The 20305-nt window shown below is 53.8% G+C and carries 16 protein-coding genes and 1 pseudogene; 5 read left to right on the forward strand and 12 right to left on the reverse strand.

Going from position 1 to position 20305, the window contains the following annotated elements; translation table 11 throughout:
• The 8 genes from KI379_RS24805 to KI379_RS24840 all read right to left on the reverse strand — a co-directional run bounded on the left by KI379_RS24805 (position 1) and on the right by KI379_RS24840 (position 9835).
• Positions 1–768, reverse strand: a complete 768-nt coding sequence (locus tag KI379_RS24805; protein WP_212985232.1) for an SDR family NAD(P)-dependent oxidoreductase — start codon at positions 766–768, stop codon at positions 1–3.
• Positions 765–2618, reverse strand: coding sequence for a sensor histidine kinase (locus KI379_RS24810; protein ID WP_212985233.1), 1854 nt, complete (start codon positions 2616–2618; stop codon positions 765–767). The genes KI379_RS24805 and KI379_RS24810 overlap by 4 nt, the downstream gene beginning before the upstream one ends.
• A gap of 1 nt (position 2619) precedes the next feature.
• A complete protein-coding gene (locus KI379_RS24815) occupies positions 2620–3660 on the reverse strand; it encodes a response regulator (protein WP_212985234.1) in 1041 nt (346 codons plus the stop codon).
• Between the two features lie 106 nt (positions 3661–3766).
• Positions 3767–5338, reverse strand: a complete 1572-nt coding sequence (locus KI379_RS24820) for an extracellular solute-binding protein (RefSeq protein ID WP_212985235.1) — start codon at positions 5336–5338, stop codon at positions 3767–3769.
• Between the two features lie 124 nt (positions 5339–5462).
• The gene (locus KI379_RS24825; protein ID WP_076175502.1) at positions 5463–6335 is read right to left on the reverse strand and encodes a carbohydrate ABC transporter permease; all 873 of its coding nucleotides are present in this window, start codon (positions 6333–6335) and stop codon (positions 5463–5465) included.
• A gap of 25 nt (positions 6336–6360) precedes the next feature.
• On the reverse strand, positions 6361–7332 hold the full coding sequence (locus KI379_RS24830; RefSeq protein ID WP_076175499.1) for an ABC transporter permease: 972 nt from the start codon (positions 7330–7332) through the stop codon (positions 6361–6363).
• 1037 nt (positions 7333–8369) lie between these two features.
• On the reverse strand, positions 8370–9182 hold the full coding sequence (locus tag KI379_RS24835; RefSeq protein ID WP_212985236.1) for an SDR family oxidoreductase: 813 nt from the start codon (positions 9180–9182) through the stop codon (positions 8370–8372).
• A 245-nt stretch (positions 9183–9427) separates the two neighbouring features.
• On the reverse strand, positions 9428–9835 hold the full coding sequence (locus tag KI379_RS24840) for a MerR family transcriptional regulator (RefSeq protein ID WP_076173763.1): 408 nt from the start codon (positions 9833–9835) through the stop codon (positions 9428–9430).
• A gap of 184 nt (positions 9836–10019) precedes the next feature.
• Between KI379_RS24840 and KI379_RS24845 the strand changes: the two genes are divergently transcribed.
• From KI379_RS24845 to KI379_RS24865, 5 genes are all read left to right on the forward strand, one after another.
• Positions 10020–10400, forward strand: a complete 381-nt coding sequence (locus KI379_RS24845) for a carboxymuconolactone decarboxylase family protein (protein ID WP_212985237.1) — start codon at positions 10020–10022, stop codon at positions 10398–10400.
• A 148-nt stretch (positions 10401–10548) separates the two neighbouring features.
• Entirely contained in the window at positions 10549–11307 is a 759-nt protein-coding gene (locus tag KI379_RS24850; protein ID WP_212985238.1) for a YheC/YheD family protein, read from the forward strand.
• A 174-nt stretch (positions 11308–11481) separates the two neighbouring features.
• Positions 11482–11964 (forward strand): DUF2975 domain-containing protein, encoded by a 483-nt coding sequence (locus tag KI379_RS24855; RefSeq protein WP_212985239.1) that lies wholly within the window; start codon positions 11482–11484, stop codon positions 11962–11964.
• Positions 11965–11974: 10 nt separating this feature from the next.
• Positions 11975–12199 carry a helix-turn-helix domain-containing protein gene (locus KI379_RS24860; RefSeq protein WP_105441995.1) on the forward strand — a complete coding sequence of 75 codons (225 nt, stop codon included), beginning with the start codon at positions 11975–11977 and terminating at the stop codon, positions 12197–12199.
• A 22-nt stretch (positions 12200–12221) separates the two neighbouring features.
• A complete protein-coding gene (locus KI379_RS24865; RefSeq protein WP_076173978.1) occupies positions 12222–12992 on the forward strand; it encodes a DUF817 domain-containing protein in 771 nt (256 codons plus the stop codon).
• Between the two features lie 123 nt (positions 12993–13115).
• Here KI379_RS24865 and KI379_RS24870 read toward each other — a convergent pair whose 3' ends face one another.
• The 4 genes and pseudogenes from KI379_RS24870 to KI379_RS24880 all read right to left on the reverse strand — a co-directional run bounded on the left by KI379_RS24870 (position 13116) and on the right by KI379_RS24880 (position 20287).
• Positions 13116–13529, reverse strand: coding sequence for a DUF6508 domain-containing protein (locus tag KI379_RS24870; protein WP_212985240.1), 414 nt, complete (start codon positions 13527–13529; stop codon positions 13116–13118).
• A gap of 208 nt (positions 13530–13737) precedes the next feature.
• Positions 13738–19014 carry a tandem-95 repeat protein gene (locus KI379_RS24875; protein WP_244879429.1) on the reverse strand — a complete coding sequence of 1759 codons (5277 nt, stop codon included), beginning with the start codon at positions 19012–19014 and terminating at the stop codon, positions 13738–13740.
• A gap of 99 nt (positions 19015–19113) precedes the next feature.
• A pseudogene (locus KI379_RS34365) lies at positions 19114–19704 on the reverse strand (DNRLRE domain-containing protein); the annotation flags it as partial.
• 55 nt (positions 19705–19759) lie between these two features.
• The gene (locus KI379_RS24880) at positions 19760–20287 is read right to left on the reverse strand and encodes a phage tail protein (protein WP_212985242.1); all 528 of its coding nucleotides are present in this window, start codon (positions 20285–20287) and stop codon (positions 19760–19762) included.
• Between the last annotated feature and the right edge of the window lie 18 nt (positions 20288–20305).

A 20305-nucleotide genomic window follows, 5' to 3' on the forward strand; every position in this document is an offset into this window, starting at 1 on the left:
TTACCGCATGAACAATCCGCCGTTCACTTCAATAGTCTCGCCCGTAAGATAGCGGGACAGGTCCGAAGCCAGATACAGCACCGTATCGGCAACATCCTGCGGCGTCCCTTCCCGGCCGAGCGGGATTTTGGACACCGTGGCGGCCCGGCCTTCATCCGAGGTGAAGGTGGCGTGGAAGGCCGTCCGGCCGATAAAGCCCGGTGAAACGCAGTTAACCCGGATGCCCTGCGGGGCAACTTCCTTGGCCAAACCCTTGGAGAAGGAAATGACCGCCGCTTTGCTGGCCGCATATACCGATGCTCCCGGCCCTCCGCCGTCATGGGCGGCGACCGAAGTCATGTTGATGATGGACCCGCCGCCGCGGGTTGCCATGCCTGGAATGACCAGCTTGCTCAAAAACACGCAGGACTTGAAATTGACGTCCATGACATGCGTATAATGCTCCTCGGTCATTTCGGCATTCGGTACCCGCTTCACCAGGTGGCCCGCATTGTTCACCAAAATATTCACCGGGCCGCCCAGCTCCCGCTGGACCGTGTCCAGCATCACCGCTAGTTCCTCGGTGCGGGTGACGTCCGCCTGGACGACGGCGGCCCTGCCGCCCGACGCGGCGATTTCCGCCGCAAGCGCTTCCGCCTCCTCCCGGCCCCGGTTATAATGAACCGCCACCGCGGCTCCCGTGGCCGCGAGCGACCTGGCCGCTTCCCGGCCGATGCCTGAGCTGGCACCGGTCACCAGCGCCATTTTCCCCTGCAAATCGATCTTCATCCCACGTTCTCCTCCTCATACATGCAAGTGATGCTGCCGTCAAACGGCAGCGACATCCGAATCGTCGTTCCGTGATGCAAAGCGCTGTCAATCGTCAATCCGTACGCTTCACCGTAGACCATCTGGATCCGCCGGTGCACGTTCATGAGGCCCAACCCGCCTTTGTGGTACAGGGAGCCCGAATCGGACTCCGCGAGCCGGTTCAGCTCCAGCTTTTGGCGCAGCGAATGAAGCTTCTCCTCCGTCATGCCGGCGCCGTTATCCTGCACGGTCAGCCGGAACCCTCCTTCGCGGACCTCCGCGCCGATCCGAATCCGGTGATGATCCTGAATCCCGTCGGGGAACGCATGCTGGAACATGTTTTCGATCAGCGGCTGCAGCGTCAGCCGGACCATCTTGTGCAGCAGCAGATCCGGAGGAACGTCAACGTCCAGCTCAAACTGCCGCTGGGTCCGGTACTGCAGGATGGTCATGTAATTCAGCACATGCTTCAGCTCGTCGACGACCGTAATCTCCGACAGGTTCGTCTGAATCGCATATCTCAGCATGGCCGCCATCGCTTCGACCATTTCCATGATTTCTTCGGAATCCTGGACGACGGCGTAGCATTTGATGGTCTCGAGCGTGTTGTACAGAAAGTGCGGATTGATCTGCAGCTGCAGCGCCTGGAATTCGGCCTTATGCTGCTCCAGCGCGATTTTCTGCAGATTCAGCTCCGTCTTGTGCGAGCGGATTTCCGCCTCGTAGACTCGCTCGATCATCTCCGACAGCCGCGTCAGCATCAGGTTGTAGCTCGAGATCAGGAACCCGAACTCATCCTGGCGCTGCTCCTCACCCTCAATCGTCTTCCACTCGCCTTTTTCCATCATGCGCATGTTGCGGACGAGCTTCTTGAGCGGCTGCACGAGAGACCGGCCGAACCGGCCTGCAATCCACATCGCGACCATTAACGTGATGAAGCCGGCAATGACCGTCGTATAGCGGATGTTCATGATCGGTCTCCGAAGCTCCTTCACCGGGACCGAAATGACCATCTGCCAATCGGCGGCGCTGAGCCGCTGCGACACATACATCCGCTTTTCCCCGTTGACGACGGCCGTGAAGGTGCCCTGCCCGCTGAGCAGGTTCTTCTTGACCTCATCGTCCATGAACTCCGGGATGACGGCGTCCTCCGGCTTATCGACGAAATTGCCCTTGCTGTCCACGATGAAGGAGTAGCCTTTGTCCCCCAGGTCCATTTGTCCCCACAGCTTGGATATCTCCCTGGTGTTAAGCTTCATGCCGAGGATGCCCCGCGGCTGGTGCGACAGAAGCCCGCGCACGCGGCGGATGAACGTAATGTACTGCTCTTCCCCCGGATCCACCGTTGCCGAGTTGATGATCGCGCCTAGACCGTTCTTCGGAATATTTTGCTCGATTAAACGATAATACGATTTATAATCCTTGACCTCATCCTGGATGATGTCCTTCGTCGTGATCGCCTTGCCGTCCTGATTAATGACGTAAATCAGTTCGATCTGCGGATAAATGATAAAGGCCGAATCGAACACCTTGCTCTGAATCCGCCGCGACAGCTCGTAATACTGAAAACTGTTGTCCGGGTCCATCTCCATGAACTTCAGGACGTCCGGGTCGGACAGAATGATTTTGCTGGCATTGTCGAACGTCTGGAGGTACAAGTCCGTATGATAGGCCGCGTGGGTGATCATTTGGGACAGGTAGCGTTCCAGCTGACGGTCCAGAAGTTTGGACGACTGCACGTAAGTGATGGTGCCGACCACCGATAAGGAAATGACGATTAATACCATGAAGTAGCCGAATATGCGGTGGGAGATGCTTCTGCGGAACATGTCAGATCCCCAGCCGCTGCCGGTATTCCGAAGGCGAGATGCCTTCGTATTTCTTGAAGGTTTTCGTGAAGTTGGAATGGTCGGCATATCCAACCGCGTATGAAATGTCGGTGATCCGGTGCGATTCCTCGCCGAGCATCCGCTTGGCGTATTCCATGCGCCGCTTCGTGCGGTACTGGACGAAGGTTTCTCCCGTCGCCTGCTTGAACATGACGCTGAAATAGTTGGGATGCAGCCCCAGCTGATCCGCTACTTCCTCCAGCGACACCTCGCTGGCCAAATTGCGCTCGATGTAATGCTTGGCTTCCTCGATCGGGTCTTTCCATTTCCCTTTCCGCTTCCGGTACAGGCGGTCCATCGTCTGGCCGATCCGCTCGGCGAACCGCCCGAAGGCCTCTTCCCCGGTGGAGTCCGGGCTGAGCTCCAGGCTGTCGTCCAGTTCGATGTTCATCTCCCTGGCTCTTAGCTTCTTAACGAGCAGGCCGTGGAATTCCTCCAGCATTTCGGCCTTTTGCCGCTCCTGAAGCTGAAAAGCGGAAGTCTCCCGCCGCCACTCCTCCAGCAGTTCCTGAACCTGGCTGCGGTTCATATAGTAGATGGCCTGGTCAAACCGCTCCAGCCATGCATCCATCTTGGCGACGGAAAGGTAGGCGGAGGCCGGCTTCTGCTTCTCAGCCCGCTGCACCAGGCGCCGCAGCGTATCCGCCAGCTCCCGTTTGGCCACCGGCTTCAGCAGGTATTCCCTGACGCCGAAAGCCATACAGGCCTGGGCATAGGAGAAATCGCCATAACCGGATACGACCACCGTCTGCACCGGGTACTCCTGCTTGGCGATGGCCTCACACAGGGACAGGCCGTCCATGACCGGCATCCGGATATCCGTAAACACGAAATCGGGGAGCTCCTCCCCGATCGCCTGCAGCGCCTCGCGCCCGTTGGCGGCGAGCCGGATGGATGAAATCCGGATCCCGGACTGCTGAATGAATACGCTTAGTCCTTTCAGAATCATAGGTTCATCGTCAACGAGCAAAATCCGATACATCCTCAAGAGCTCCTTTCGATTTCGTATTCAGGATTCATTTTTGGGCGGCGGGAACCGGTGCGGGTCGCCGCCCCAACATCTCTAGCAGGTGAAGAACCGTCAATTCCTACTTCCGCGGCAGGAAGATGCCCTCTTTTTTCTGGTAGCGTTCATTGGCTTCTTTCAGTACGGCATTGCCGCCCTTGGACTTCCATTCCTCGATTACCTTCGGCCAATTTTCGATCGGCTCCTGGCCGTAGACCATTTTGACCATGTGGGTCACAAGCACCGGTGGCGGCGTATCCGAAAGCGGGGTGATGTCCGGGTTCTTTTTAAGCGCTTCCAATCTGGGGTCGAATTCGATGCCGTCACGGCCCTCGTTCGCCAGAATGTTATCGAACACGCCCATCAGCTTGCGCCCGTCTTCCGTCAGGCTGAGCGATCCCTTGTTGTAGGTCGTGTCCTGCACGAGCCACAGGAAGGATTGGCGGTAGCGCTCCTCGTCAACCGCTTTGGAGTCGGTCGGCTGCTTGTAGCTGATTTTGTCCCCGTCCATCGTGTACGTTTCGCCTTCGACACCGAAGGTGAAAAACTTCTCGGCTTCATCCGATACCATCCAATCGAGGAATTGAATGATTTTCTCCGGATGTTCGTATTTGGCATTAATGAAATAGGAACGGTTTACGTCGCCATACAAATAATATCCGCCCTTGCCGTCCGGTCCTGTCGGGGAGGGGATCACTTCGAGCTTCGCGTCCGGAACCGTATCCTGAAGCTGGGTCTGCCATTGGAGCAGCTCGTTGGCGTTCATCGACCAGATGCCGGCTTTTCCGGACAGGATCGTGTTCTTGAACGTCGTCGGGTTGATCGTGGCAAATTCCTTGTTGATCAGCCCTTCGTCATACATCGTTTTGTAGGTGGACAGCGCTTTCATCATATTATCTGCGTCGAAAAATTTGGGCTGCACCTGGCCGTCCACTTCCTCAAACTGGCTTAAATAAGGAAAAACATCGTACGCTCCGAAGACCGTATCCGAATATTTGAAGTCCTGACGGCCCATGTAGGGATTTTCGACGCCCATCTTTTTAAAAGCGCGCAGCACTTCCATAAAATCGTCGATCGTCTTCGGCGCCGGCAGACCAGCTTTGTCCAACAGATCCTTGCGGATCCAGGTCGCGCGGCGGGAAGGGTTGCCGAGCCACTCCGGAATACCATAGATTTTACCTTCATAGGTCATGCGATTCCAGGCTTCTTTCGGGATTTTTTGCAGCAGGTTCTGCCCGTACTTCTGCAGCAGGTCGTCCAGCGGCATAAAGACCCCCGCCTCCACCGATCCCGCCATCTCTTTCCCGGTTACTCCGCCCTGGCCCTGCACCACGTCCGGAATGTCGCCCGTAGCAAACATTTGCGCCATCTTCTGGTCGTATTCGCTGTGCGGAACCAAGCGGATGTCCATGTCGGTATTCGTCAGCTCCTCCAGCTTCTTCACCCACTTATCCGCGTTGATGTCCGGCGATTTTTCCACGTGGCCAAAATTCAGCGTCCGCAGCGAAATCGAAAACTTGGTGACCCCGTTATCCTCCGTGCTCGTCCCCGCATCCTTGCCGCTGGCGGATGAATCATTGTCCTTGCCGCCGCACCCGGCGAGCAGAGATGCCGTCACTACGGTGGCCAGCATCAGGCTTACCCATTTTTTCATCGTATCCCCTCTTTCCCCGCTTTGATTGCTCTTGTGTATGCTCTTTGTTGGAGTTGGCAAGTTGATTGTATCGTTAACGTTTGCCCGACTGTGAGGTGGCAACTTCAGTTCGGGTAGTTCATTTTTAAGATTTGACCGCGCCGAGTGTAAGCCCTTTCACAAAATGCTTCTGCAGGAACGGATACAGCAAAATGATCGGCAGCGTCGCAATGACAATGGTCGCCATCTTGATCCCCTCCGGGGAGGTAAACGCCAGCTCGCTGAACTGCGAGGCGCCGGGGTCGATGCTGAGATCGTCGGTCTCGAACATTTTTTTCAGCAGCACCTGCAGCGGCCACCACTTCGGCTGATCGATGTAATACAGCGCGTTCATATAGGCGTTCCAATGTCCTACCGCGTAAAAAATACCGAGCGAGGCCATCACCGGCTTGGAGAGCGGCACCACCATCTTCATCAGGATACGTACCTCCCCGCAGCCGTCGATGCGGGCGGAATCGATGACCTCCGCGGGCAGCTGCTTGAAGAACGAATGCATCACGAAAAAGTTAAACGCGCTGATCGCACCGGGCAAAATCATGGCCCACGGGGTATTCATCAAATGCAGATTTTTCATCAGCAAAAAGTTTGGAATCAGCGGCGCGCTGAAAATCATCGTGATCAGCACCATCAGCATGATCAGCTTGCGCCCGACATACTCCTCGCGGGACACCGGGTAAGCCAATGTTGCCGTCGCCACCAGGTTGATCAATGTTCCGGCCACCGTAATGAAGACGGATACCGCGAACGCGCGCCATATTGACGTGTCGCTGAACACGTACCGGTAATTGATCGTCGTAGCGTCCACCGGCCAGAACGTTACCTTGCCCGACGTGACCGCTTCCGACGAACTGAAGGACTGGGCGATGACGTTCAGAAACGGCAGGAACATGGCGAGCCCGAGCAGGCACATGAACAGGATGTTGAACGCGTTGAATAGTTGATAGCTCTTAGACATCATTCGGTGCAACCGTCGTTCCTCCCTTCTAGTACAGGCCTTCGCCTGTCGTTTTCTTGCTGAGTAGGTTGCCGATCAGGACCAGCACCAGTCCCACCACCGATTTAAACAGGCCCACCGCCGTTGTGTAGCTGTACTGCTGCGACAGGAGGCCGGAGCGGTAAATGTACGTGTCGAGAATCTCCCCGTTTTCCGTATTGAGCGCGTTCAGGAACACCCACACCCGCTCAAAGCCGAAGTCGAGGAACTTGCCGATGTGCAGCAGGAACAAAATCATGATCGTCGGCAGCAGCGCCGGCAGCGTGATCCGGAGCGTCTGCTTCCACCGGTTCGCCCCGTCGATCTCGGCCGCTTCGTACAGGTCGGGATTGATTCCCGCCAGGGCGGCCAGGTACAGGATCGTGCCGTACCCCATGTCCCGCCAAATGCCCGAGCCGACCAGCACGCTGCGGATGTAGGCGTTGTCGCCGAGGAAGTACACCGGCTCGATGCCGAACAGACCGAGCAGTTGGTTCAAGATGCCTGTGGACGGGGACAAAATGGCCACCGACATGCCGGCGATGACGACCCAGGACAGAAAGTGCGGCATATACACCACGGTTTGGATGACCCTTTTGAACACGACCAGCCTCAGCTCGTTGAGCAGCAGGGCCAGAATGATCGGGGCTGGAAACGCAATGATCAGGTCGTAGAGCCCGATGAGCAGCGTATTTTTCAAAATCCGCAAAAAGTCGTAATGCTGGAACATCATCGTAAAGTTGGCGAAGCCCACCCACTTGCTGCCCGTGAAGCCCTTAAAAATGTTGTAATCCTGAAACGCGATGATTGAGCCGCCCAGCGGAATGTACTTGAAGATGAGAAAATACACGATCCCGGGAAGGGAAATCACGTACAGCGCCTTGTACTTCCACATGAGGTGGATCAGTCCGCCGCCCCTTCCCGGCCTTCGGACCACGCTTGAGGGCGTCAGCTCGGCCGCTTCCGTTTTGATCGTCGACATATCGGTCCTCCTTTTCGCGCACGTCGTATAGCTGTGCTTATTTTTCATAGTAACGGTGGAGGGGCGGGGGATGCTTGGCATGAACAGGGGTGGGCTGGTTATTTTTTAAGGTTGGGGGCGTGTGGGTGTCGTTGGAAAAAAGACTCATGCTGCATCTGCCATGGGAGCATTGGGTCGATTCGAAGGAGCAGCAACGAAACCCAGACTTTTGCGCTCGGGGAGGGACGCATTTGGGGTTCCAGCCGCTGTTGAAGCCGTGTTCCTTGATGAGATAAGGAGGTGGGAACACGGCTTCAAAGGCGGCACGTGAACTTTCCACCCCATATGCTTTCCCTCTTTGGAGTTCAGGTCGCGGGGACTGCTGCTCTTGGGGTAGCTGCTAGAACGCCCCTATCTGCTTCTTACTGCTGCTTAGCCAATTGTTTCTCCTTCGGTTACCGCATCAGCACAACGCCTTCGCTCGTGACCTTAAAAAATAATCAGCTTGTGGGGAGGATGCAAAAAAGAGGCGTGTGGCCTTACGGCACGCCTCTTTTAGGTTGGCCATTGGTCGATTCGAAGGAGCAGCAACGAAACCCAGACGGCGGTGCATCTTCTTTGGGACCGAGGCGCCTCGAAGAAGCAGCAACGAAACCCAGACTTTTGTGCTCGGGGAGGGACGCATTTGGGGCTCCAGCCGCTGTTGAAGCCGTGTTCCTTGATGAGATAAGGAGGTGGGAACATGGCTTCAAAGGCGGCACGTAGACTTTCCACCCCATATGCTTTCCCTCTTTGGAGTTCAGGTGGTGGGGACTGCTGCCTCTGAGGGGCTTGAGGAGACTGACCTCGTCTCCTCACTTTAACTGCTGGCCATTGTTTCGCGATCGCCGCCACCAGCACTACTCCCCCCCGCTCGTGACCTTTAAAAATACCCAGCTTGTGTGGAGGAAACAAAAAAAGAGGCGTGCCGCCTTACGGCACGCCTCTTTTGGTTATCTAGCTGATTCAAAGGAGCAGCAGCGCCCCCCCTACACCGGCGCTCGGGGGTGAGCCCCCTATCACCGGAACTGCTGAGCAATACCGGCCATAAATTCCTCCTCCGGCACCCTGCTGCGCAAGTCCAGCAGGAACTCGGCGTCCGGACCGGCGATATACCGGAACCGGGGAGAAGGATCGGCCGCCGCCTCGTAAATCGTCTTTGCGATGTGCTCCGGTGTGGACGACTGGGTTTCGAAGCTCTCCAGCTGCTTTTTCATAACGGTGCCGGTATAGGCTGCGTACGCCTCCAGCGAATCGTCCTTCAGCACATCCAGCGAACGTCCGGTAAAATCCGTCGCCACGTTGCCCGGCTCTACGAGCTTCACCCGGATGTTGTGTTCAGCCAGCTCATAGTAGAGCGATTCGGAGAAGCCTTCCACCGCCCACTTACTCGCGTGGTACAACGACAGCAGCGGGAAAGCCACCCTGCCGCCGGCCGACGAGACGTTGATCACCGTTCCGCCGCCCTGGGCCCGGAAATGTGGAAGAAGCGCCCGGGTCGTCTGCATCACGCCATGGACGTTGACATCAAACTGTTTACGTACCTGGGCGTCGGTCGCCGCTTCAAAAGCGCCGAATGCCGCATAACCCGCGTTATTCAGCAGGACATCGATCCGCCCAAACCGGTCAATCCCCTCTGCTACCGCCGCCTCGATGGTATCCTTCCGCTCCACATCCAAACGGGTCACCAGCACCCGCTCCAAGGACCGCAGTCCGGTTTCCTGTTCCGGCGAACGCATCGTCGCAATGACATTCCACCCCTGCTGCTGAAAAAACTGTGCCGCCGCTTTTCCAATACCCGACGAAGCACCCGTAATCAAAATCGATTTCACGCCAATTCCTCCTCGTTTCTCATTTACAAGGAGATTATAGCGCGTAGAATGAACTATGTAAACTGATATTAACCATTTTAGTTAAGTTTATATAAAACAATTTATATCGTTTGTCTTCACAGCAGACTAAGACGAGCACGGATGCGGGACGGACAAAATTACCTCGGAATGAGATTTAGTGTATTCCCTCGGAATGAACGAAATGGTGCAGACAACAAAAAGAGGCCAGCGCGGCCTCTTTTTGCTCATTTCCCAGACGGCACGTTGGGTGGCACCGCCTGGTTTTGTTCTTTTTCCATCCCTTTGTAATGATCGATCTTATCGTCAATACTTCGCAAATGATCCCGGAGCACCCGCATTTGCTCATGAATGTGCGCCTGGTGGGCCTCCAGCATTTCCCGCCTTTCCGTTATCGTGGAATCGCCTTCGCTCCGCAGGTCCGAAAACCGCTTCATCTCGCTGATCGGCATTCCCGTTCCCCTTAACCGCATCAAAAATTCAACCCATAACAAATCGAACTCCCGGTACAGGCGGTAACCGTGCTCATCCCGGGGTACCCCTTCCAACAAGCCAATCCGCTCGTAGTAACGCAGCGTATGCACGGACAGACCGGTTTTTTGGGAAATCTGCTGAATCGTGTATTGGTTCTCCATGGCTGCATTATATCACTAAATCCCCTGCACAGCGGGGCCTTTTGCTTCGATCTTCTTTAATTCCTTGCGTCTCCTTGAAATGGCAAAATTCCATGCAAAAAAAGCCTTGCTTTAGAGCGCGCTCAAAGCTGTAGCATATAACTCACGAAGCGGTTAAAACATCATTTCAGGAGGTCAAAAAACAATGACAAACGAACGTTACGAACGCGGATGGGAAAAGCTGCTGGAAGTCGATGGCGACGGCGGGCAGCGTGTTATAGACTCGCTCAGCGATATCGCCCCGGACCTGGGGAAATACGTCATCGAATTTGCCTTTGGCGACATTTATTCACGGGAGGGGCTGGACCTGAGGCAGCGCGAACTGATTACGATCGCTTCCCTGACGACGCAAGGGGGATGCGAAGCGCAGCTGAACGTGCACATCAACGCCGGGCTGAATGTCGGGCTGACCGCCGGCGAAATTGTGGAAGCCATCATCCAATGCGCGCCGTACATCGGCTTTCCCCGGGTGCTGAACGCGGTATTCGAGGCAAAACGGATTTTTAAAGAACGCCATTTCATATAATGGGCGAAGGGGCGGCGGATGAGCCGCCTTTTTTGATCTGCTAGCGGATAGAACTTTAACTTTTTCCGTTCTTATCGCCACTATAGACAGATATCGTTGCAAGCACATCTCTGCATTCATATGTTAGGTCAGGAAGGTGGTGGTATGTATGGCTAAGTACAAAAGCAGCTCGATCAGCGATAAATGGAAGAAAACAAATTGGTTATTAGAGCAGGGCGATTTACGGAAACATGTCCCCCACACGGCAACTTTTGATAGAAAAAACCTGTTCTCCATGCTTTCCAAATATTCAACCGTTTACTTCAAACCAACGCATGGGTCCGGCGGGGCGGGCATTATTCGGATCAATAAAAAGAACAATGGGTACCAAACCCAATTCAAGAAAGAAAAATCCTTCTTCGCAACAGCTGACGAGCTATATCATATGCTTTCCCGCTTTTCTAATAAAAGGCCGTATTTGTTACAGAAGGGGATCCCATTAGCTAAAACGAACGGAAAGCTGTTCGATATTCGCGTGATGGTGCAGAAAACGAAAAAAGGGGAGTGGATCAGTACGGCCGTCTTCGCAAAGATCGGGAGTCCTGGGAAGATTGCAACGAACTATAACCAGGGAGGAAGCCTCGGTTTATTTCAGCCAACGCTGACAGGCGCGGGATTTCATTCGGCCTCCATTCAAAGTACGGAAGAAGCGCTGAAGCAGTTAGGAGTTTCAGTAGCAAAAAATTTTGACCGCCATCTCAAAGGATTTCAGGAACTGGGTTTGGATGTAGCGGTGGACAACAAGGAGAAGCTGTGGATATTGGAGGTCAATACACGGCCCCAAATTTATCCGCTAAAATTTTTAAAAGACAAAAAGTTATACCATCGAACCCTATCTTATGCAAAGCAATATGGGAGGCTCCAATAACCGCCATCAAGACGCCATGAGCAAACATGGCTTTTTTTGTTTATACATCATTCGTTTGAGGAGATCCTTAACTCGACTAACAACAAAATGATAATCTTATTCATTAATTATTTATTGTAAAACGATAAATGATATGCTAAATTCGAGGAACAATAATGATTAAGAGGTGTTTTTATGAAACGGGTGTCGACTCTCTTCTTAAAGGTGGCTGTGTTTCTGATCGGACTGCCGATCCTTGCTTTGTGCATCTTTGTGGTGCCCGGGATCGCGAATTTCGCAGCAGAATTGTATCCGGATCATGCCTATCTCAAATATCTCGTGTTTGTTGACTTGTATGCATCGGCAGTCCCTTTTTACCTCGCTCTGTATCAATCCTTTAGACTGTTGATTTATATCGACAGAAATGAAGCCTTCTCGGAGTTGTCCGTAAGTGCGCTAAAGAATATCAAATACTGTGCCGTCGCTATCAGTATTTTGTATGTGGCCGGCTTGCCCCTCCTGTATCTGATTGCGGAGGCAGACGACGCTCCGGGTGTCATTTTAATCGGACTAGTCATTATTTTTGCATCCATGGTGATCGCTTTCTTTGCCGCCGTTCTTCAGAGGCTCCTGAAGGAAGCAATCGATATCAAATCGGAAAATGACTTAACGGTCTGAGGTGAAAACAATGGCTATCGTAATCAATATCGATGTAATGCTGGCGAAAAGGAAAATGAGCGTAACCGAGCTGTCGGAACGGGTAGGAATCACCATGGCTAACCTGTCTATATTGAAGAACGGGAAGGCGAAAGCGATTCGATTATCGACGTTAGAGGCGATTTGTAAGGCGTTGGATTGTCAACCCGGAGACATTTTAGAGTATCGGAGTGATGAAGAACATGATGGATCATAGCCGAATGATGGAGTCACCGGTCATCAGAGCGTTCAAGCAGCTCGTTCGATTCGGTTGGGAGCAGGCTTTATCCTGTTTGTTCCCGGTCGTGATTTTTGCCTCCTTGGCTTTGACAAAAATCATCCCCCTCCCCTTTCTGCCCAGGTATGATTGGCTGCTGATCATTTGCCTCCTGATGCAGTGGTGGATGGTTCGCTCCGGACTCGAAACACGCGACGAACTCAAGGTGATCACGATGTTCCATCTGATCGGGCTGGCTCTTGAACTTTTCAAGGTACATATGGGCTCTTGGTCATACCCGGGAGAAGGATATTTCAAAATATTCGGCGTCCCTTTATACAGCGGGTTCATGTATGCCAGCGTAGCGAGTTATCTTTGCCAGGCGTGGAGAAGACTCAAGGTTGAACTGATGAATTGGCCGCCGTTTGCGGTCGTTGTCCCCCTTGCCGCTGCGATCTACTTGAATTTTTTCATACACCATTTCTGGATTGATGTCCGTTGGTGGTTATCCGGACTTGTCATCCTTGTCTTTTGGCGGTCCTGGGTTCAATATGAGGTGAACGGAACGCGTTACCGTATGCCGCTTGCCCTGTCCTTTGTGCTTATCGGATTTTTTATTTGGGTCGCAGAAAATATCGCCACGTTCTTTGGCGCCTGGCAATACCCGAATCAGGCCGAGGCCTGGAGTCTCGTTCATCTTGGAAAAGTAAGTTCATGGCTCTTATTGGTAATCGTCAGTTTTTTGATCGTAGCGACGTTAAAGCAGGTAAAAGGAAAAATCCCATCAGAGTAGGCCGGGGGCATTTAAGCGATGATTATCACAAGCCCGAAAGTGAGTTTAAAAAAGAAAGGCGGCCGGATGGGCCGCTTTTATTATTCCAGCGTATGTTTTTCGGATAGTCCAGTCGTTCCCCCGTTAGGTTCCGGGCCTTGATCCCCGCTCAGCCTCCCGCAGTTTATACAAAATGCTCAGGAAAATGCCTTCCCGGATCGCCTTCTCCCATAACCCGTCGCAAAAGCGTTCCTGCCGGACGAAATAGGTCAGCACCGCCCGCAGCAATTCCATATCACGGGGCATCTCCAGCCCGCTGATCGCTTCCGGCGCAAGAGCATCCCCCTTCTCGAGCTGCTGCAAATAATCCTTCATCATCAGTCCGCTGCCGCTGACGGCTGCGATGAAGCGCTGAACCCCGGCGTCGTATACCGGATAAGGCATCGTTATCACGCCTTCCTCGCTTTGGGTGCCTCCGGTCCATGTGCAGAAGGAAGTATTTTTATTTTCAAAATAACGGATCCAATCCTGCAGCTCCTGCTCCTGAAAACCCACCATCGCCGATCCCTCCTTGGTTCTAACATATCACAGCTGCCGCAAGCTGCGCTCCCCAAAAAGGACATCGATTGGGCGATCATACAATCTGGTCATTGGGCGCGCCTATATCGGTCGGGAGGTGAGGTATACCTGTACGGCTAGTCTGTTTGTTGGCGATAAAAAAGGCCTGGCCCCCACTTTGGGGGACCAGTCCTTCTAGTGTGCTAAATTACTGTACTTCCTTGGCATCCGCATCCTCGATACGGACACTGCCGTCTTTCAAGACTTGAATGTCGTTTGAGGCCGATTCGATATCCGCCGCAGCCCAATTGGACGCTGGAACGTCAGGCCAGACGGATAGCTTCTGACCTTTCAGCAGAGGGCGTCCGAACAGCCGGTTCACGACCGACACCGCCTCCGCCCGGGTGAGCTGCTGGGCGGGACGGAACGTGCCGTCCTCAAACCCGGCCATCAATCCGGCCTGCTGCATGGCGGTAATCGCCTGACTGGCCCAATGGCCCCTTGCGACATCCTTAAACCCGCTTCCTACGGCCGATGGTTCGAGCCCTTTCAAACGGGCGGCGATCGTCGCCATTTCGGCTCTGGTCACGCCCTGCTCCGGTTTGAAGCGGCCTTGATCATCGCCGGACACGATGCCCGCCGCGGTCAACTCCAGCACCGCTTTGGCCGCCCAATGCGTCGCCGCCAGATCCGGGTAGGCGTCCGCCGACGCCGAATCGCTCAGCTGCATTTGGCGCGCGATCAGGGCCGCCATTTCGGCGCGGGTGATCGGAGCCGCCGGACGGAACGTGCCGTCCGGGTAACCGGAAATATAGTGGACGTAAGTTTGGTAGTCCGCGTCCGTCGAGATAAACGTGAACGTGCTGAATTTTTCCACACGGATCTCGAGTCCGATCGGCTTGCCGTTTTCATACACCAGCTCCCCGGTCTTCACTTCCTTCTGCCCGTCACTGTGCTCCACGAAGATCGCTAAGCCGTTCAGAAAAGCAGCCTGCTGCTGAGGATCCGCCGAAATATCGATACCGGTGAGCGGAAACATGACTTTGGTCTGCCGGTCGGCATAGTTCGTTTCGATCGTCATCGGCTGTCCCACCGCACGTGTGCCGCTATTGCGAACATACTGCTGGAGTTCCTTGGCATCGATGACACGGTCCTTGATCTCTTGAGCCGCCCCTGACTGACGGACAGGCACGACGCGGAAGTACAAATCTTTGCCGTCCGAGTTCAGCTGGTTCACCGTCCCTGCTGGCAATGTAATCCGTGCGCCTTCCGCTTCGATGACAAGGCTCAGCCCCGCCTTGTTCAGCTTGCCTACTGCCTCAGCCGACACGCTCACGGCGACTTCGTCCGCCGGTTGGCCCGGAATATCGTCGATGACGATGCGGGCAACCTTCGACTTGTCCCCGGCTGCATTGGCGACAACCTCGTCGACCTTCGTCCCTTTCAGGGCCACCGAATCAACGACTTTCCCGCTTGCGTTGGTGGCTCGGGTAATGTCGACCTGGACGATGCCATTCGCATTATCCTGGTCAGTGATGACCTTGGCTTGGCGGGTTCCATTACCATGACCATTACCATTGCCGCCGCCATTTCCGCTCCCGTTACTGCTGCCGTTACCATTGCCATTGCTGTTCCCATTTCCATTATTACCGCTGCCATTGCCGTTGTCGTTGCCATTGCCGCTCGCTTGGCGGTTAATTTGCAGCGTATACGTTCGCGTCGACCCGCCTTGTGCCGTCACGACGATGGTCACTTCGTTGCTGCCGACCTTGAGGTTGACCGTTTGCGATCCGCTGCTGCCTTGTGGAAACCCGTTCATGACAAGAGTAGCACTTGGATCGGCTGCAATGGCAGCAACCGTAACCGTCTTTTCGCTGCTCGGCACGTTTAGAGTGTATTCCCGCTTGTCCGGATCAAACGCCGGAGAGATGGAATACCCGCCAACCGTCAACGACGAAAGATTGCTGGAAACGACCTGAACGGTGCGTGTCTCCTCAGGCGCCGGATTTCCGCTGCTGTCTGCGACGTTGTAATGAAGGATATACGTTCCAAGGGTGTCGGAGTCGACCGAACCGGTTACCACAACCCCATCCGTCAGATCCTTATCCACTTCATCGTAAGCGGAGTAGCCCGGTTCGTCATATGTTTGACCCTTCGGCAAATAAATCGTCGAGTCGCCATTCAGCGTAATGACCGGCTGGTCTTCATCCAGAATGTCAAAGCTCGCTTGGGCGGAGGCGGTTTGAAAGTCATCGGAACCGTCCGTTTGGCCGTTGTCTACCACGACGTACGTGAAGGATGCCTTACCGGAGAACGCAGGATCCGGAATAAATTTCACATGATCGTCCACGATCGATACATCACCTCCGACCGGATCTGCGACGTCGACTACGGACAGCGTCTGGTGCTGGCTTTCATCCAGCGGACCTGCCGAATCGTTGCCGGTCAGATCGGGAAATGGAATGATGACCTTTCCCGTCCCTTTTTTCACCTTTGGCATGTTGTCATCCTGAGCCACAGGCGCGTCATTTACTTCAGTAACCGCAACGGTAGCTGTAACCGCATCGCTCAGCAGCGACCCGTTGGTATCCAGTGCGGCCTGTATCAGGAAGCCAAAGCCGGTCGTACCGTGCGCATCCGGATTCGGTGTGAATTTCAAACCGGCTCCCCCCTCGGACACGGTGATGAAGTCACCGTCGAGAATCGGAGTCTGGCCATTTTGCTGGTACAGGGTGCCTCCCGTAATGCCGCTGATTTTAAAATAATTAGTTACGGCTCCGCCAGCCGAAGTCGGAGTGATCACCAGCCCATTTTTTGTTTGTGTATCTTCGGCAGTTGAGGCCGGCGTAACCGTCGGCTTGTCAGCCCGGGCATTGACGGTAAGATTCACGGTCGCTGTTGCGGACTGCGGATCCAAAGCTCCGTCCGTTTTGCCGTCATCCGTAACCGTGTATTCAAAACTGGCCGCTCCGCGGTAATTGATGGCCGGCGTAAAGATAATCGCCGACTTGTCATCATTGAAACGAACCGTACCGCCGGTCGGATGACCTACATCCGTAATCTTCAGCGTCTGGCCGAATTCATTGTCGGCTCCCTTTGTGTCATTAACCAACAGGGACTCAAAGGAGATGACCTTCTCACCCGAGTTCTCTTCAATGGAACCCAAGTCGTCGTCCTTGAGATTCGGCTGGTCATTCACTTCCGTTACTGTGATATTTGCCTGAGCAGCCTCGCTGAGTCCGGTCCCTTGGTCATCCAGCGCTGCTTGGACCCGGATCGAAAACGTATCGGCCGCAGCCGAGTTGGCATCCTTGGCAGGCGTAAACTTTAAGCCCGCTTCTCCCGCGCTCACCGGAATAAAGCTGCCATCCTCAATCGAGGTAACGCCGTCATTCCGATATAACGTTCCGCCGTTGATGCTGGAAATTTTGAAAAATCGGACATCGGTCCCGTCCGCAGCATTGGGTCTGATCTCCAGACCGTTATCCGTCTGTTTGTCTTCCGTTGTGGAAGCATCCGTCACAATCGGTTGATCGGCAACCGATTTGACGTTGAAAGATACGTTAGCCTCGGCTGATTTGTAATCAGGAGCGCCTGCCTTGGTTCCGTTATCGGTTATTTTGTAAGTAAACCCTGCGCTTCCGGAGTAATCCTTGGTCGGCTTAAAGACGACAACTTTGCCTTCTAGAGTAACCGTCCCGCCTACAGCAGTGTTGACGATCGGTTCGAGCGACAGCTCCTGATCGTCCTCATTCGATGCACCCTTACTGTCGTTGGCAAGCAATTCGTCGATCGGAATCCGAACCTCGCCCGCATCCTCATTGATATCCGGCCGCACATCATCAACGGCAACCGGGTCATCGTTCTCCTCGGACACGGTAATGTTAGCCGATACCGCTTCGCTCAGCCCCGCATCACTTTTGTCCACCGCGGCCTGTACCATGAACGAGAACTTGTCTCCGTACGGTGAGTTGGCATTTTCTCCAGGGGTGAATTTCAAGCCGGCCTGCCCTTCACTTGCCGTAATAAAGTCGCCATTCGAGATGGGGACCGTGCCGTCGTTTTTGTACAGCGTCCCGCCCTGAATGCCGGTGATCTTAAAGTAATTCACTTCGGCGCCATCCAAGGAATTGCCCGAGATGACCAAACCGTTGGAAGTCTGGTTATCCTCTGTTGTCTCAGCGTCTGTCACTGACGGTTCATCCGCTACAGGTTGAATTGTGAAGGATACCTTGGCTGGAGCCGTCTTCGGATCAGGCGAGCCGTCTGTGGTTCCGTTATCCGTCACCGTATAACTGATCTCTGCCGGACCGAAATAGTTCGGTGCAGGGGTAAAGACGATGGAGTCGCCGTCCAAAACGGCTGTGCCATGAGCAGCCGTCAAGCTGTCCGGCACAATGGACAACGTTTGTCCGCTCTCATTTGATGCGCCTTTGCTGTCATTGGAAAGCAGTTCGCTAATCGGAATCTTGACAACCTTGTCCTCCTCTGCAATGTCCTGCTCCAGTACATCATTAACAGCTACCGGCGGGTCGTTCACCTCGGATACCGGTATGGACACCGTCACCGGATCGCTTAATTTGTTGCCATCACTAAATGGAGCGGCTTGGACCGTAAAACCAAAACCGGTCGTCCCGCTGGCATCGGCATCCGGTTTAAATTTCAATCCGGCCGCCCCCTCAGCAGTGGTAATGAACCCATCATCATTGGAAATGAGGGTTGTACCGTTGGCTTTATATAGCGTCCCGCCCGTAATGCTTGTGATTTTATAAAAATTCGCCGTCGCGCCGCCGTCATTCCCCGGCGTAATCACCAGGCCCGTCGATGTCATCGTATCTTCCTGGGTGCTGGATCCGATGACTGAAGGCTTGTCCGCACGTGCCTCAATGTTAAAAGAAACGGTCGCTTCACCGGATTCCTTAGGGTCCTCAATAGATCCGGTTTTTCCATGATCCGTCACCTTGTATCTAAAGGAAGCCTCCCCACGGAACCCCGGAGTAGGTGTAAAAATCACATTGCTGTCGGATAAAACTGCCGTTCCGCCAACTTCGCTGTCCGGTATTAGGCTGAGGCTCAATTTTTGATCGGATTCATTGTCCGGGCCCACCGAATCGTTACCGGTTAAAGCGCCTACCGGAATCGTGATCGGACCGGAACCTTCCTCAAAAGGTGAAAGGGTGTCGTCACTAGCTGTTGGAGCATCATTGACCTGGTTAACGGTGATGTTGACCGACGTGGCTGGACTTAGCCCAGTGCCGTTAATATCCTGGGAAGAGTAGGCGTTGAAAGAGAACGTGCCGTTGCTGCTGTTCGCATTCGGGTCTGGAAGAAATCTCAAGCCAGCCTCACCCTGTTCCCTGGTAATAAAACTGTTGTTTGGAATTTCTGTTGTACCATCCTGCAGGTACAGTTTACCGCCTGTAATGCCGCCAATTTTGAAGTGCGTAACTGGAGTTTCAGCCGGTTCGCTTGGATCAGGCGTCAAGACCAGCCCGCCTGTCAACATTGTATCTTCATCAACGGTAAGTGAAGGGTTCGATACGACCGGCGGCTTTGAATTCGAAGATAGCTCAAGTGTCAGCTGGGGCTTATTTAAAGAAGCCTCCATGGTTAGAAACGTAAACTCCATTCTCGATTTCCCGTTACCCTCTAGCAAAAATGTCAGACTCGGATGATTCTCCCGCATCTGTTCTTGAACGAACGGAGTCACGTCTATTTCCAACGGTCCAGTATCTTTTTGAGGATCCAAAACTTTGGTGAAAATCTGAACTTTATCATTGTCCTTATTAAGGCCAGGGTAGTCGGTACCCCATGAATCTGGTTTTGTAGAATCCTTCAATCCATAAAGATTGATACTTGGAACGGAAAGGGTATCCGCATCCGTATCAATGACCTGATTAATGTAAATCATTAATTTCGCCGAGCCTACATTCATTCCCGCATAACTTGATAAATCAAAAGCGATTGCCGCCCTTTCATCACCAAACTCCTGATCGCTATTTCCAACGAAAAGTTCAGCCAAGTCCGGATAGTAACCAGTTTGATCCCAGAGCGCATCTGCACTAGGAGTAAGTGAAACAGGCCCTGCATCTGCGCTTACACTATGAGGGAGCGCCATTTGTGGCGAAAGTAAAAGCATGGTGGATACGGCGAGCATCGTGGCTCTTTTTTTCATCGGTTTTCCTCTTCCTGAGTCACTTTTTTCTTGTAAATACAATTTAATTACCAGCTTATTGTTGCTTTGGAGGAAAAACCCCTTCTAATGCGATGATGAAGTTGAGCATAACATACGGCTGCATATTGTTATGCGGCTGGTTTTCACCTTGAGCCCCTACTGCAACCGAATTCATTTGTACGGAAGGTGTAGCTGAATAGATAGAACTTCCTCCCCGGCCTCCCGTATAAGCAGGCACAGCCCCTGTTGGATCCTGCGTCGTTAGAGTCGCTGTAGAAACGCTTTTGGCGGTATGCGTATGATTCGGCATCTGTGTCATGTCCAGGGTTACGGTAGCATCCCCGCCCTTCCCGGTGAAGCTTCTTGGCGTTAGGCCTGGGCCCTCTCCTTGGTGCATTGGTGCGCATCCGCGCATATCCGGCAAAGCGAAATTGGTTGTCCCATTCCCGCCGAATTGGGCGCCAAGGACAGAGAACAATAAGGTATTGCTTTGAATGGGCAGCAGACTGCCGTCACAGATAGCCCAGCCGCGCGGGGCGTAATTGCCGGCGAACAATCGAATTTCTCCTACATAGGGATCCATGTAACGTACCTCTCTCTC

Source organism: Paenibacillus cineris (assembly GCF_018333335.1).
In the GTDB taxonomy this organism is placed as follows: domain Bacteria; phylum Bacillota; class Bacilli; order Paenibacillales; family Paenibacillaceae; genus Paenibacillus_AQ; species Paenibacillus_AQ favisporus.

What these genes read in the sequence shown, in the direction of transcription:
- KI379_RS24805 (WP_212985232.1), bottom strand. Translation starts at nt 768, where the DNA reads ATGAAGATCGATTTGCAGGGGAAAATGGCGCTGGTGACCGGTGCCAGC.
- KI379_RS24810 (WP_212985233.1), bottom strand. Translation starts at nt 2,618, where the DNA reads ATGTTCCGCAGAAGCATCTCCCACCGCATATTCGGCTACTTCATGGTA.
- KI379_RS24815 (WP_212985234.1), bottom strand. Translation starts at nt 3,660, where the DNA reads ATGTATCGGATTTTGCTCGTTGACGATGAACCTATGATTCTGAAAGGA.
- KI379_RS24820 (WP_212985235.1), bottom strand. Translation starts at nt 5,338, where the DNA reads ATGAAAAAATGGGTAAGCCTGATGCTGGCCACCGTAGTGACGGCATCT.
- KI379_RS24825 (WP_076175502.1), bottom strand. Translation starts at nt 6,335, where the DNA reads ATGATGTCTAAGAGCTATCAACTATTCAACGCGTTCAACATCCTGTTC.
- KI379_RS24830 (WP_076175499.1), bottom strand. Translation starts at nt 7,332, where the DNA reads ATGTCGACGATCAAAACGGAAGCGGCCGAGCTGACGCCCTCAAGCGTG.
- KI379_RS24840 (WP_076173763.1), bottom strand. Translation starts at nt 9,835, where the DNA reads ATGGAGAACCAATACACGATTCAGCAGATTTCCCAAAAAACCGGTCTG.
- KI379_RS24845 (WP_212985237.1), top strand. Translation starts at nt 10,020, where the DNA reads ATGACAAACGAACGTTACGAACGCGGATGGGAAAAGCTGCTGGAAGTC.
- KI379_RS24850 (WP_212985238.1), top strand. Translation starts at nt 10,549, where the DNA reads ATGGCTAAGTACAAAAGCAGCTCGATCAGCGATAAATGGAAGAAAACA.
- KI379_RS24855 (WP_212985239.1), top strand. Translation starts at nt 11,482, where the DNA reads ATGAAACGGGTGTCGACTCTCTTCTTAAAGGTGGCTGTGTTTCTGATC.
- KI379_RS24860 (WP_105441995.1), top strand. Translation starts at nt 11,975, where the DNA reads ATGGCTATCGTAATCAATATCGATGTAATGCTGGCGAAAAGGAAAATG.
- KI379_RS24870 (WP_212985240.1), bottom strand. Translation starts at nt 13,529, where the DNA reads ATGGTGGGTTTTCAGGAGCAGGAGCTGCAGGATTGGATCCGTTATTTT.
- KI379_RS24880 (WP_212985242.1), bottom strand. Translation starts at nt 20,287, where the DNA reads ATGGATCCCTATGTAGGAGAAATTCGATTGTTCGCCGGCAATTACGCC.